The sequence below is a fragment of the Pseudoalteromonas sp. genome (genome assembly GCF_018402495.1).
Lineage (GTDB): Bacteria > Pseudomonadota > Gammaproteobacteria > Enterobacterales > Alteromonadaceae > Pseudoalteromonas.
Map to the genome: position 1 here is coordinate 181,540 of NZ_JAGYIU010000003.1, position 12,469 is coordinate 194,008.

A 12,469-nucleotide genomic window follows, 5' to 3' on the forward strand; every position below is an offset into this window, starting at 1 on the left:
TGGCTTTTGTTTGCGAGTCAACGCCGAGTTAATCTTGGTTTTGGTAAAACGTAAGCCCTTGAAGCTTAAACAAAACTACAGGGGTCACCCATTAGAAAGTTCCGGTCAAGCAGGCAGCTGTGTTTTCTTGATCTTTTTATTCAAAAAACCAAGTGTTGTTACTTTTTAAACTCACTTTAAATATGACTACGCACCCAGTAATGACGTCGATTGGTGTGAATATGCACCAGTCACCCATGTGAATTTAGGCAGTTTAATTAAGCATCATGGATGATTAATTAAGGCCCTTGGCTTTCGCCTCAGTCATCGTTTAGTACCAATGTCAGTCCAGTTTCTGGCTGTGTTTACACACTGCGCTGTAACAATTCTGTGGTTTATGTTTGAACATAACCACCCCTTTTGGCTCAAACATTGGGCATATCCAGTATTTAAAATATGAGCGGTTAACGTGCAGGCTCAATCAAATCTAATGGTTTTACCAACCCCATTATTAGCTCAACACGTTAACCTAATTTTTTATAGTCGCTAAGTAAACGCCTTGTGTTCATCAAATGGGACATTATCTTTAAGCACGTGATAACAGGCTCTTGCGAGCTTATGCGTAACCGTTTTAATTGCGATAACGTGGTTCGTTTTAGCCAGTTTTCGTTGATAATATTTTTTAATTGTTGGGTTATACCGAATGGCAAAGTTAGCGGCCTCAGTAAACGCCCACGCTAAGTAACGATTACCATTCTTTTGATTAGTAGCGCCTTTCTTCTTCCCATTGCTGTATTTTGCACCTTTAACGCAGCGACAATATGAGGAGAAATTACCTGGACTATCAAAACGTTTAATAGTGCCTGTCTCTAACATAATGGTCAGTGCTAACGTATTCCCAATCCCATCGATACTAGTTAGGTTTATAAACTCAGGGAGAGCGATGTTTGTTGTAAAATAGCGCTCTCTATTGCATTAATTTGCTGTTGGGCACAACGTATTAATGAGAGGTTAGAAATGACCGACAGTGCTGTATTCATTGAGCTAAAGTCTGCGTGTACCTGCTCAGTATCAACCCCTTTTCTGATAGCGGCCATTTGTTTTATTTTGTTGCTACTGAGTTTGTAGCCAAGGTGTCGCATGTAACAGCTTTGCACTGATAATAGGTTTTTAGTGGATTGTTGAACAATGTCCATTCGTTTACGCATTAAGTCGCGAACAGCTCTGAGTTCACGAGGATAAATGTAGCCCTCAGGCAGGATGTCTAGACGTAACATTTCAGCCAACCAGCGTGCATCACTGTGGTCGTCTGCATATTTTAAGCCTGAATATTGTTGAATTGCAGCGGGGTTCGCTAAGTGAAGTTTAAATTCTGCATCCATTAAAGCGTCGACTAACCAGTACCAATTAAATGTTGATTCGACAACAAGCCCTTTTAAGTTGTCTTTATAAGGACTTAAAAAGATAAAATGACAGACATGTCATTATTTAAACGCTTAACGGTAAGTGTTTCACCCTGTTCATTAATGATAGCAATAACACAATTATTTGAATGCAAGTCAATTCCACCATATAGTTTCATACTAAGCTCCTCGAGATACAGTTTATGTTTTGGTTAACACAACTGTATCGAAAAACTCGAGGAGCTTTCTATATGATTATCAAATCTTGACTTCAGACATCAAAGGTCTAGATCTATAATTTACTAATCATTAAGTGAAGAACGTTGTTTAGGCCACTGCGAATAAAATATTAGAGTGCGTCCTATCATGTACTGAATCGTGGAACAGGGCGTGAGAATAACCTTTTTCTATTTAGGACTTTCGATGAGCCGACCTTTACGACTTCAGTTTGCGGGTGCCATTGTTCAAATTATGCACGTTACGTTCTGATCCTGTTACTTTCTTTTGTAATTAGAGCAAAAAATAGGACAGGCACATTTTTTTGTTGCCCAAAGGGTTTATGCGCATTCGCCACTATGGATTTTTAGCCAATGCATGTCGCAAGCGAAAGTTAGGGTTAATAAAGGCTCAAGCACCAGCAACCTCATTCAAAGCGGTGAAGCCGAAGGTAGAGCAGGAACGATTAATACCCCATTGGCCTTGCCAGTCATGCAAGGCGGGCACCTTACGGTTTATCGGAGTGATAACCTCAGATATTGCGACGAAAGAAATAGTTTGAACGAGTTAGCAGCCTTACTTACTGCATTAAATCAATGAGTTAATCTGCTTAACTGCTCAGGCTAATAGCGGCTGTGCGTGAGAAAAAGATCCTTGCTTAACGGTTAAACATTAGGTTTAATAGGCACATAATAAGCGCTTAGTACCGTAGGGATAGCTTAGATACGATAGGCACGCCAATTAAATTGGCTAGATATCGCTTAGGCCATAAAAAGCAAATATCCATAGCATAAAGGACACCAACTCTGACACACCGAGCAGGTAGCGCCTCAGTCCAACAAGCGATTATGCAGCACAAACTCCGTGTTGCATAAATACTAAAATGTTAGCTATTACGGTCAAGTTGAGACTTAGAGTAGGAAATATATGCAACAAGTTATTGATGTCGCTGTGCGTCAAATTATTGAAATAATTGACTCAAAAGAGAATAGTAAGGATGTTGCATGGCAATTCATCCTTGAAGAGCTTGATGCTGCTCAGCATGGAAACGATTTTGTGGTTGATCGGATACAAAGGTTCTATATTAATAAGTCCGAATATGTAGGTGCTCTTGAAAACAGCTGGGAAGATGTAGATGGACCTTTAGGTCCCCAACAATACTTACTCGGTGTAACCGCTTTAATTGCTGAAAAGACAGACAGCGACACAGCTGCAATGGTGAGAATTACGATTGTTGAGTATGTTTTGAAGCACTATCAATTCGGTCGTTACTATCTAAGCTCGGATTATAAAATAGCTAAAAAACCTTTGGCACTGTTTGATATCGTCGCTAAACGTGAAGTTTTAAACCTTAACTTTAAGCATATACTTGCGGATGAATATGCTCCGGTTAGAGAGGTAATTAATCGTTGGGCGAGTGGTTTTGAAGATCGAGATAACAAGTTCAATCATCAATTTCAAGAAACCTTTAATTCTTCCTTTTGGGAATTATACCTATTTCAATGCTTCAAAGATTTAAGAATGGAGGTCGATTTTACGCAAGCAAGCCCTGACTTCACGTTGAATACCGCTCATGGCAATTTGATCAATGTAGAAGCCGTTACTGCTAATCATGCTCAAAATTCGTCTCCGGAATGGGATAATAATGGAAAAAATTTGCTGGAGGATAAGGAGTTCCTAAATTTCTCGTGTGTACGGTTATTGAATGCAATTGAGAGTAAAAGTAAAAAATACTACAAGACCTATGAGAAGTACGATCATGTTAGGAACAATCCCTATGTAATTGCGGTAGCACCATATGAACAACCCATGTTTTTTATCCAAAACAATGAAACTATTTTGCGTGTACTGTATGCGCAAGGCGTAGATAAGAGCGATGGGTTCTCTGATGTTGAAGTAGTTGAAGCGATCAAAAATAGTAAAATTCCACTGGAATTAGGGCTTTTTACCACGGATAAATTTAAGCATATCAGTGCTGTTATTTTTTCGACCACAGCAACTATAGGGAAAGCAATCACGCAGAGTGGTCTCAAGCGCGACATTCGTTCAAGCTGGTATCACCCTTTTAAAGGACTAGTGATGGAAGTAAAAGATAACGAGTTTCATTTTGAAACACACTTAGATGGACTTCAAATACATCATAACCCTTTTGCTGATAAGCCATTGCCATTAGATGAATTCAAGAACTATGAAATATCTCACTATTTCTATGACCCCCAAACCAAATTGATTGATAATCAGCAAAAACCTTATACTTTAATTTCACGAAACGTATTTGGCTAAAACAGCTAACAAACAATTTAAGAGTGATTCAGCACGCTTGGCATTTTTGGTTTGGGTTGAGTTCAGTGTTTACGGCGGTCAAATTTAGTGTCGTGGCCGCGTGCTTCACACCTTAATTGGGAGTTATGTGTTTTGAGGGAAGTTAAATGCAACATCTTGATAAATTGCTTGAAGTAGCCAAACGAAAATCTGAATTCGACAAGAATAATTCTTGGTATTTAGGCTCATCTACTTATCTGGCTGAGATTAAAAAAGAAGTCGATGAAGTTATCGAAGAAATCCCTAAGAATCGACTCTGTTACCTCGAAGATGAATTAGGAGATGTGCTGTGGGACTACCTAAATGCGATCCTGTCTCTCGAAAAAGAGGCAGGAGTTAAGATGGAGTCTGTAGTCCAAAGAGCATGTCGGAAATATGAAGAACGTGTATCTGCAATCTAAAATGGTATTTCTTGGGATGAGGTCAAACTCAAGCAGAAAAAAGAGCTAGAACAAGAGCAATCATCAGCACACACATAACAAACGCCTCAAGAGGGACTGTCAACGCGTGGCGTTTCCAGTCCCATTGAGCCGCTGTGGTTACGATTGTTGTGTTTGAGTTTAGTGTTATGCGTTGTCAGCCCCTTAGGCGGGCGTTGAGGCTGTAGAATTACTCTTTTTAGGAACTGATTCTACGCATTTGGCTTGATTGTTTTTTAACCTTGAATCCATTTGGTTACTGTGATCTAATAGATATTATTCACCCACGGTAAATTGTTATGGCCAACTACAAGCCTGATTTATCCTGCCAAAATAAATTCATTCCTATCAATTTCGCTGAGCAAATTCTGCCAGGTACCTTTGAGTATGCGCTTTGTTATATTGTCGAAAATAAACTCGACTTGTCGGGCTTTGACGCGTGGTATAACAACGATAAAACGGGTGCAGCGGCGTATCCGCCCACGGTGATGTTAAAGATTATTTTACTCGGTTATGCGCATGGGTTAATAAGTAGCCGCCGAATAGCCAAGGCCTGTGAGAACAATATTTTATTTATGAGTGTGTCGGGCGATATTCAGCCGCATTACACATCAATAGCGGGTTTCGTGGCCAAAATGCATGAACAGATTGAGCCACTATTTACGCAAGTATTGATGATATGCGACGAAGAAGGGTTGATAGGCCGTAACATGTTTGCCATTGATGGGTGCAAATTAAAGTCCAACGCAAGTAAAGAATGGAGCGGCACATTCGATGAGCTAGGGCGTAAAAAGCAAAACTAGAACGCGCGAGTAAACGTATTATCGAACGTCACCAATCACAAGATAGCCTGAGCGAAGAGCTGATAACTCAGGACTTAAAACAAAAAGAAAAGCTCGATAAAAGTGCAGATAAAATCACCGCGTTCTTAGCAACCCACGAAGAGAAAAACAGGCAGTAAAGGCAAGCCTGTTAAAAGTAATATTACCGACCCCGATAGCGCGAAAATGACCACGTCAAAAGGCACAATCCAAGGCTACAATGGGATAGCGATAAATGACGATAAACATCAAATTATACTGCAAGCACAGGCATGGGGCTCGGTGGGTGAGCAACAAACCTTGCAGCCAGCAGTTAAGCAATTAAAGCAGCAGCTTGATAAATTGAATACCGACAAATCAACAGACGAACAAACGATTAAGTTCACCGCAGACAGTGGGTTTAATAGCGAAGCGAATCTTGAATACATGGCGAAAAGTGGCTTTGATACTTACATTGCGGATAACCAATTTAGAAAACGAAACCCGTTATTTAAAGACAGCGAAACCTACGAAACAGAGCAAGAAAAACGCCGATTAAAACGCAGTAAAGGCAAGCCTCGCTTATTTACTTCAGAGGACTTCCATTATGATGAAACGACACAAACCTGCCGCTGTCCCGCAGGCAATGACATGTGGCGAAGTGGTATCAATGTAAAAAGCCACAACCAAAAATACACGCGATTCTGCGGTTACTTAAAAGATTGCAAGGTATGCCCACTGCAACAGCAATGTATGCGAAAGCCACCGATAAAAACAGGGCGGCAAGTACAGTTTAAAAATGATGAATCGCGTAAACAGCTAAGCTATATCGACAAAATGAAGGCCAAAATAGACAGCCCGATGGGGCGACGGCAGTACAGCAAACGACTTGGCTGTATAGAGCCGGTGTTCGGCAATATTACGGTAAACAAAGGCATGAACAAACTGACCTTACGAGGACAAACGAAAGTGAATGCGCAATGGCAACTGTACTGCCTTGTTCATAACATAGAAAAGCTGCAAAACAGGCTGCATTAAAAAAGGGGAGCCCTTTTAAGCCGAAATATAGCGACTTAAGCACCTGTAATTCCCTCTAAAACAGCCATTAAAACAATCGTACATTCTCTTTTTCTATTTTAAGTAAACTAGCGATAACTGATTGAACCAAAATAGGAACTCGGCTATGGTTAATGCATCAATAAAAATAAATTAAAAACGAGTTATTCTACAGCCTCGTTAGCCATACATAAGGATCTGCATGAGCGTTGTAGCAAAGGTTAAAAAATCAGTCTGGAATCTTGGCGCTATTCTATTTTTTATATGGTTTGGATTTAAGGCCATAGGGTATGGAATGGATATTCTAGGAGTTGGAGGCCCATCATTCTGCTCATATACCGACGTAGCAGAATTTGCTTCCCCTAATGGTAAAAAAATTGCGAAGCTTGGTTATTCGGATTGTGGAGCAACAACTAACTGGCAAACTGGAGTAAGCATCGTGGATGTGAAATCAGGCAAAGAGTATAACGGATTCTTTGGGTTGGACGGCAAGCCTGAAAATTTAAAAGTGCTATGGACGTCAGATATAGAATTAACTTTTAGTGACTTTCCTGTAGATAAGTTACTTTGGTTCAACCAAGATTATATGTCGGGTGTAAAAGTAAAAGTCGAGGCCAGTATGGCTAACAATCAAATTCATCCGACGCCAAAAAACGGCGCGGCTGATTAGAGCGTTAAGTTGTATGGAGTCACTTTGCAAGAATTGCTGATTTTGCTAGTTATCATTTTAGTCAGTGCGCTTTTTTCATACAAAAGCAGCAAGCTGAAAGTAGCAGTCGTAGCGATTCTGACTAATTACTTGATGTTATTGGTATATTGGGCAGTAGGAATTTACCTAAATGACGAGTATGAACCTGAAATGGTGATTGGCTGGTTTATTTTCGCTAGCTTAACTAGTTTCTTCGTTGTTCCAGCATCAATCACTTTTGCATGGGCAATTCGTAAATTGAACTATAGGTTTAACAATGCAACTTAACAAACGCAGTCACAATCGGCCACTGCGTGGCCTGGACCTCAACCGCTGCGCGGGTTTCGGCCTGTGCTGCGGGCGTTATATAGCCTAAGAAACTTATGAGAAATCTACTAATTGGGTTAACAACTGTCCTTGCCTGGGTGCCATCAACTTTACTGGTTGTACTCGCATGCTTCGCTTTAATTGGCGCGGTAGGTAGCATTTTTGATTTACCTATTACATTTAGCCTTAAATGGATTTTGACTTCACTATTTGGGATTGCTGGCTATATTGCTTTAACTTCGGTAAGTTGGGGTTTAAAGCTTAATCATAAAACACGGTTGGTATTTCTTATTTTAGGCTTCTTGGCTCTGGGATTTACCTATTGGTCAGGTGTTAAATTCGACGGTGAAATGTTTAAACTTGGTAGTGGCTGGTTTGAGGTTTATTTGTTTTTATGCCCAGCTTTATTTTTACTAATTCATATAGTTTTGCACCTGCTTTGGTTACGCAAGGCTATATAACAAATTGCTTAATTTCGTTCCGGCCACAAAAAAACGTGCCCTCCACTGGACTGCCTACGCTACGCTGCGGCAGCCAATTAGCAAAGCGTTATGCGCTAGGAATGTATGAGCAATCCAAATAGTAAAGTGTTTGATTTTGTTGCCCACGAAATCAAAATAGACGGGCTTATAAAGCAATCGTTTGCTTCATCTTATATGTCTAATGCCAAATGGCGTAAATGCCTTCAAATGCTCAACGAGGTGGCGCCTGATATACAGGTTATTTGGAAGTTTGTCGGCAGCCAAAACGATGGTGTAAGGCACTCTTTACCAACTAACGAAGCCTTAGAAGAAAAATACCTTTCCAGTCGTTTTTGGTTTGGTCCGGCGTATTACAAAGAAATTGAGTGGTTGGAGTTCCCGAAAATTGGTAAGCCCTATGGAAAAGAGAAGATTCCCGGTGCTTTTTTTGATCAAGATTTAACTTCAGTCGTAGAATCATTAAACAAGGTTGGGCATTGGTATATAGTCAAAACAGATTTAGGGTTCAGGTTGTATGGGCACCAATAAATCGCATAACACGCAAAAAAGCCGCCATCAAAAATTTGCTCGGTGAGCTGGACGTTATAGTTCTGGTCAGATGCACACTTCAAAATTTAATTACTACGCTATTCACGTATAGCTTGCTATCCATACGTTACTTGCGTACACTTTGCTTATGAAAAGTGTATTTGTTGAATCAACCATATTTGAAAAGTACCGAAATGGTTACCTCAGTGACGAGGAGTTTCGATTGTTCCAAGCTGAACTTATGTCAAACCCGAAGCAAGGTGACGTAATTAAAGGTACTGGTGGTTTGCGGAAGATTCGAGTAGCAAGTAAAGGTAAGGGAAAGCATGGTGGTTCACGTGTTATCTATTACTTCCTCGATGAAAAGCGTCGCTTCTATTTGCTGACTATTTACGGTAAAAATGAAATGGCAGATTTAACCGCAGATCAAAAGAAACAGTTAAAAGCTTTTATGGAGGCGTGGCGCAATGAGCAATCGTGATCTATTTGCAGAGTTAAATTCTGCACTTGTTGAAGCTAAGGAGCATTCAGAGGGCAAAGTGACTCTGAAAACTCATCAAGTTAATGACATCAGTGAGCTAGATATCTCACCTGATGAAATTGTTAGTATTCGTGAGCAGTTTAATATGTCTCGTAGTGTATTTGCTCGTTTACTGCATACATCATCGCGTACATTGGAAAACTGGGAGCAGGGGCGGAGCGCACCAAATGGGCAAGCTGTTACTCTTCTAAAGCTGGTACAGCGCCACCCAGAAACTCTGTCGCACATCGCAGAGCTATAACAAAGCATTTAGAGTGGTTCGCAACGCTTGGCAGTTTCGCTTCGCTCAAGTATAGCCAAGCGCTGATCACACCTTAATGCGGCGTTGAGGCTGCAAAAATACGTGCTTCGATTATCCATATTTTGTGTAGCGCTATTAATGTGTTCTCGTAGTACTTTTAAAAATGAAGAGTACGTAAAATTTGAACCAATGTATATTTCTATAAACGGAACTAGACTATGGTTTCAAGATGAAGGAACTCCAAAAATGATTCTTTGTTCAGAGCATACTTGCTTCAGTACGGGGCAAGCTTATTGCGATGATAATGAATATTATTGTATTGATGACATGCTACTGAGAATGCGAATTCCAAAGAACCTTCAAGATATTCTGCCGGATAAAGTGACTGAAGATTATCGAACTGAAAATGTATGGAAAAAAGACGGGTATATATGAGGTAAATCCATTTGGCGGTGAAAGAATAATTCCAACTTATTCTGAGTATGAAACCGAAATGAGTATTTTTGGAACGAAGCGTACCGTTTACCAAATAACGTCGTATTTAGAAGTATTGGAGTCAAATTGAAGGTTTTTATCATATTACTCGGGTTGCTGGCTACGATTTCAAATGCGATGGAAGTAAAAGCTTCTGAAGGTGAAAATGTTGGCTACTCTTGCTTCAAAGAACCATCATGGCCAAAAGATGAAAGTAGTAGTTATTTGTGCGTATTCGAATTAAATACCGTTAGCCCATTTTATGATGAAGATAAACGAGCTAATACTATAAAAGGCTTTGTGAAATCACTGAGCTCAGAATGTGAAGTGTCTGACGCAATCGAAATGACAGATCCAAAGGCCACTATTGATCATGCAATGTTTTTAGTGGTTTATCATGTTAGGTGTAGTTAAGCTAGGCTCTAACAAGCCAAGTCAGCGGGAATTTTACTCGCTGCAAAACACTCATAAAATCCCCTGCTAGGGGCGTTATGTTTACAAGGAGGTTTTATGGAAGCACCATGGAACGGAGAAAAAGTTAATTTGTTTATTCGCTCTTTAGCAATAATATTTATCATTTGTGCACTTATTGCGTTTAGTAGTTTGCTATTTGCGTTATTTGAGAGTGGTGAAATCACTCTCAATATCCTAGATTTTAGGTCTGTATTCGGTATGCTGGCAGCTCCTTATTGCTTCCTATTGTTTTTAAAAGTAGCGGTAACAGGTCATGCGCCAAAGTCATGGATTCCATGGAAGTAGTGCAAACATAACAACACGCCCTGAGGTGGACGACTAGTAAAATTTAGCTATTAATTGCAAATTTTAAAAGTGGTGAGCCTCTGAGTTTTAAGGCCGCTAAATACGTCGATTCATCGTAGGGTGTATTCGTTTTCCAACACTTAAATACAATCCTTGTCCATTTAAATGCCAGTGATCTAATTATGCTGTTATGCGGCTTACCCTTGGCTTTTTGTTGCTCATAATACGCTTTAGCCTAAAACGAATAACGAATAGAAAAGCCTGCCCATTCCACAAATGTTTGCAAGTTATGCAGACACCCATCTTAAATTTTGTACTTTCAATGCTTTCAAACCATGCTTTAAGTAATATAAATAACAAGCAGGGTGTGCCATAGCAATTGCAAAAAAACGGCGGGTTAGTTTTGCTATTAACACTGTATTTCATGTTGTGCGCGAAGGGTGTTTTTATTAAGACCTTTTATCAAAACCCCCGTCTAATGTTAAACTAACTAAAATTTAGCAAACTAATATGGCTATGTCTTTTTATCTTCCTTTAATTACCCCGCATTTTCAACGTATAGCCATTGGCGAAACCCTAACCTCACTTTGGAGCGGCTGCGGCCATATTGTGAAGTGTCAGCTTGATGAGCAGGCCTGTGTGATTAAAGCGATTAAAGTACCCGATCACATTAATCATTCTAAAATTAAACAAAGTGCGTTTGCGCTTAACAGGAAACGTGACTCTTACCACGTTGAATATACCTTTTATCAGCAATTTAGTCATAAACTTCCCAAGCAAGCACAAAGCATTGATTGTATTAAAGCAATCAATAAGGTGGATGAGTATGCCTTGGTGTTTAAAGATTTTTCAAAACAGGAATACACCCAAGCAACCGCTAATAATATAAAGGCGATATTAAAGTGGTTGGCATATTTTCATGCCTTTCATTTAAATGCACAGTTTGATGGTTTATGGGCGCAAGGAAGCTATTGGCATTTAGCTACGCGGCCAGATGAGTTTAATAACTTGCCTGAAAAGTCCGATATTAAACAGACTGCATCATTGTTAAACAGTGCGTTAAAGCAATGTGACTACCAAACGTTAATTCATGGTGATGCCAAGCTTGCTAATTTTGCAGCAAATAGCCAAGGGCATATACGCGGTTATGACTTTCAATATGTGGGTGCGGGTGTTGGGGTGGTAGATGTTATGTATTTTATGACCAGTTGTTTGGATGATTCTGAGCTTCACAAACACGCACAAACTTACCTCGACTATTATTTTAGTCAGTTTAAAAACGCACTTAGTCATTACCAACCAGCAGTGAATGCGGATGACGTTATTGCACAATGGGCTCATTTATGGCCGGTGGCGTGGGCAGACTTTTATCGGTTCTTACTTGGGTGGAGCCCCGAGCACAAAAAAATTAACGGCTACATGCAAGCCCAGGTAAATAATTGGTTAGCCAGTAACAACTCATAAACACAAAAAGTTGAACAGTTATGGCTAAATTAAATATTTTGGCACGAACTATGAAATCAGGGCTAAAATTAACAGTCAAACGGCCTGTTTTAATATAAAATACGTCAAATTTTTTATCACTAGGTTTATTACTATGGCTATTCACGTTATTTCTCATCCCCTTGTTCAACATAAGTTAGGTTTAATGCGCGCGCATGGAATTAGCACGAAAAGTTTTCGCGAGTTGTGTTCAGAAGTTGGCACATTATTAACTTACGAAGCCACTAAAAACCTAGAATTAGAAGATAACGAAATTACAGGTTGGGACGGTAATAAACTTAAAGTTGAGCATATTAAGGGTAAAAAAATTACCGTGGTGCCAATTTTACGTGCGGGCCTTGGGATGATGGACGGCGTAATGCAATTACTCCCAGCGGCTAAAGTGAGTGTAGTGGGTTTAGAGCGTAACGAGGAAACTCTTGAGCCAGTGCCTTATTTTGAAAAGCTAGTAGGTAATATTGATGAGCGTTTAAGCTTAGTTATTGACCCAATGCTGGCTACTGGTGGTTCTATGATCGCCACCATCGATATGCTGAAAAAAGCGGGCTGTAAAGAAATTAAAGTTATTGTACTGGTTGCTGCGCCTGAAGGCGTTGAAAAAACATTAGCCGCTCACCCTGATGTAGAGATTTTTACGGCCTCAGTTGATAGCCACCTTAATGAAAAAGGCTACATTATCCCAGGATTAGGGGATGCAGGTGATAAAATTTTCGGTACGGTTTACTAGGGTT

At 39.9% G+C, this 12,469-nt stretch carries 18 protein-coding genes; 15 read left to right on the top strand and 3 right to left on the bottom strand.

Translation table 11 applies throughout. The features are described 5' to 3' along the window. Positions 1–525 precede the first annotated feature (525 nt). The 3 genes from KG708_RS17630 to KG708_RS17640 form a co-directional block, all read right to left on the bottom strand. Positions 526–855 carry a transposase gene (locus KG708_RS17630; RefSeq protein WP_301003380.1) on the bottom strand — a complete coding sequence of 110 codons (330 nt, stop codon included), beginning with the start codon at positions 853–855 and terminating at the stop codon, positions 526–528. A 47-nt stretch (positions 856–902) separates the two neighbouring features. Beyond that, positions 903–1,361, bottom strand: a complete 459-nt coding sequence (locus KG708_RS17635; protein ID WP_301003381.1) for a hypothetical protein — start codon at positions 1,359–1,361, stop codon at positions 903–905. Between the two features lie 74 nt (positions 1,362–1,435). Beyond that, the gene (locus KG708_RS17640) at positions 1,436–1,561 is read right to left on the bottom strand and encodes a hypothetical protein (protein WP_301003382.1); all 126 of its coding nucleotides are present in this window, start codon (positions 1,559–1,561) and stop codon (positions 1,436–1,438) included. A 415-nt stretch (positions 1,562–1,976) separates the two neighbouring features. On the opposite strand from KG708_RS17640, the gene KG708_RS10660 reads away from it, so the two are divergent. The 15 genes from KG708_RS10660 to upp all read left to right on the top strand — a co-directional run bounded on the left by KG708_RS10660 (position 1,977) and on the right by upp (position 12,465). After that, entirely contained in the window at positions 1,977–2,198 is a 222-nt protein-coding gene (locus KG708_RS10660) for a hypothetical protein (RefSeq protein WP_213609649.1), read from the top strand. Between the two features lie 327 nt (positions 2,199–2,525). After that, the gene (locus KG708_RS10665) at positions 2,526–3,881 is read left to right on the top strand and encodes a hypothetical protein (RefSeq protein WP_213609651.1); all 1,356 of its coding nucleotides are present in this window, start codon (positions 2,526–2,528) and stop codon (positions 3,879–3,881) included. A gap of 146 nt (positions 3,882–4,027) precedes the next feature. Further along, the gene (locus tag KG708_RS10670; protein ID WP_213609653.1) at positions 4,028–4,321 is read left to right on the top strand and encodes a MazG nucleotide pyrophosphohydrolase domain-containing protein; all 294 of its coding nucleotides are present in this window, start codon (positions 4,028–4,030) and stop codon (positions 4,319–4,321) included. Positions 4,322–4,638: 317 nt separating this feature from the next. Further along, complete coding sequence (locus KG708_RS10675; RefSeq protein WP_301003383.1) at positions 4,639–5,142, top strand: transposase; 504 nt, start codon at positions 4,639–4,641, stop codon at positions 5,140–5,142. 204 nt (positions 5,143–5,346) lie between these two features. Further along, positions 5,347–6,177, top strand: a complete 831-nt coding sequence (locus KG708_RS10680; RefSeq protein ID WP_213609655.1) for a transposase — start codon at positions 5,347–5,349, stop codon at positions 6,175–6,177. Positions 6,178–6,397: 220 nt separating this feature from the next. Continuing rightward, complete coding sequence (locus tag KG708_RS10685; protein ID WP_213609657.1) at positions 6,398–6,865, top strand: hypothetical protein; 468 nt, start codon at positions 6,398–6,400, stop codon at positions 6,863–6,865. Positions 6,866–6,889: 24 nt separating this feature from the next. Continuing rightward, positions 6,890–7,171, top strand: coding sequence for a hypothetical protein (locus KG708_RS10690; protein ID WP_213609659.1), 282 nt, complete (start codon positions 6,890–6,892; stop codon positions 7,169–7,171). A 95-nt stretch (positions 7,172–7,266) separates the two neighbouring features. Beyond that, positions 7,267–7,671: a hypothetical protein gene (locus tag KG708_RS10695; protein ID WP_008983325.1), complete on the top strand. Its 405-nt coding sequence runs from the start codon at positions 7,267–7,269 to the stop codon at positions 7,669–7,671. Between the two features lie 105 nt (positions 7,672–7,776). Further along, positions 7,777–8,220 carry a hypothetical protein gene (locus KG708_RS10700; protein WP_213609661.1) on the top strand — a complete coding sequence of 148 codons (444 nt, stop codon included), beginning with the start codon at positions 7,777–7,779 and terminating at the stop codon, positions 8,218–8,220. 148 nt (positions 8,221–8,368) lie between these two features. After that, a complete protein-coding gene (locus tag KG708_RS10705; RefSeq protein WP_213609663.1) occupies positions 8,369–8,701 on the top strand; it encodes a type II toxin-antitoxin system RelE/ParE family toxin in 333 nt (110 codons plus the stop codon). Further along, complete coding sequence (locus KG708_RS10710) at positions 8,688–9,002, top strand: DNA-binding transcriptional regulator (protein WP_213609665.1); 315 nt, start codon at positions 8,688–8,690, stop codon at positions 9,000–9,002. Before KG708_RS10705 ends, KG708_RS10710 begins: the two co-directional genes overlap by 14 nt. A 561-nt stretch (positions 9,003–9,563) precedes the next feature. Continuing rightward, entirely contained in the window at positions 9,564–9,890 is a 327-nt protein-coding gene (locus KG708_RS10715) for a hypothetical protein (protein ID WP_213609667.1), read from the top strand. A 96-nt stretch (positions 9,891–9,986) separates the two neighbouring features. Beyond that, positions 9,987–10,235 carry a hypothetical protein gene (locus tag KG708_RS10720; RefSeq protein WP_033017643.1) on the top strand — a complete coding sequence of 83 codons (249 nt, stop codon included), beginning with the start codon at positions 9,987–9,989 and terminating at the stop codon, positions 10,233–10,235. A gap of 516 nt (positions 10,236–10,751) precedes the next feature. Next, positions 10,752–11,699 carry an oxidoreductase family protein gene (locus tag KG708_RS10725; protein WP_213610206.1) on the top strand — a complete coding sequence of 316 codons (948 nt, stop codon included), beginning with the start codon at positions 10,752–10,754 and terminating at the stop codon, positions 11,697–11,699. A gap of 133 nt (positions 11,700–11,832) precedes the next feature. Continuing rightward, positions 11,833–12,465, top strand: a complete 633-nt coding sequence (gene upp, locus KG708_RS10730) for a uracil phosphoribosyltransferase (protein ID WP_008115315.1) — start codon at positions 11,833–11,835, stop codon at positions 12,463–12,465. The last annotated feature ends 4 nt before the right edge of the window (positions 12,466–12,469 follow it).

Coding starts and splice junctions, on each gene's coding strand:
- KG708_RS10660 (WP_213609649.1), top strand. CDS start 1,977: ATGTCGCAAGCGAAAGTTAGGGTTAATAAAGGCTCAAGCACCAGCAAC.
- KG708_RS10670 (WP_213609653.1), top strand. CDS start 4,028: ATGCAACATCTTGATAAATTGCTTGAAGTAGCCAAACGAAAATCTGAA.
- KG708_RS10705 (WP_213609663.1), top strand. CDS start 8,369: ATGAAAAGTGTATTTGTTGAATCAACCATATTTGAAAAGTACCGAAAT.
- KG708_RS10680 (WP_213609655.1), top strand. CDS start 5,347: ATGACCACGTCAAAAGGCACAATCCAAGGCTACAATGGGATAGCGATA.
- KG708_RS10710 (WP_213609665.1), top strand. CDS start 8,688: ATGAGCAATCGTGATCTATTTGCAGAGTTAAATTCTGCACTTGTTGAA.
- KG708_RS10685 (WP_213609657.1), top strand. CDS start 6,398: ATGAGCGTTGTAGCAAAGGTTAAAAAATCAGTCTGGAATCTTGGCGCT.
- KG708_RS10720 (WP_033017643.1), top strand. CDS start 9,987: ATGGAAGCACCATGGAACGGAGAAAAAGTTAATTTGTTTATTCGCTCT.
- upp (WP_008115315.1), top strand. CDS start 11,833: ATGGCTATTCACGTTATTTCTCATCCCCTTGTTCAACATAAGTTAGGT.
- KG708_RS17640 (WP_301003382.1), bottom strand. CDS start 1,561: ATGAAACTATATGGTGGAATTGACTTGCATTCAAATAATTGTGTTATT.
- KG708_RS10725 (WP_213610206.1), top strand. CDS start 10,752: ATGTCTTTTTATCTTCCTTTAATTACCCCGCATTTTCAACGTATAGCC.
- KG708_RS10695 (WP_008983325.1), top strand. CDS start 7,267: ATGAGAAATCTACTAATTGGGTTAACAACTGTCCTTGCCTGGGTGCCA.
- KG708_RS17635 (WP_301003381.1), bottom strand. CDS start 1,361: ATGGATGCAGAATTTAAACTTCACTTAGCGAACCCCGCTGCAATTCAA.
- KG708_RS10675 (WP_301003383.1), top strand. CDS start 4,639: ATGGCCAACTACAAGCCTGATTTATCCTGCCAAAATAAATTCATTCCT.
- KG708_RS10665 (WP_213609651.1), top strand. CDS start 2,526: ATGCAACAAGTTATTGATGTCGCTGTGCGTCAAATTATTGAAATAATT.
- KG708_RS10700 (WP_213609661.1), top strand. CDS start 7,777: ATGAGCAATCCAAATAGTAAAGTGTTTGATTTTGTTGCCCACGAAATC.
- KG708_RS17630 (WP_301003380.1), bottom strand. CDS start 855: ATGTTAGAGACAGGCACTATTAAACGTTTTGATAGTCCAGGTAATTTC.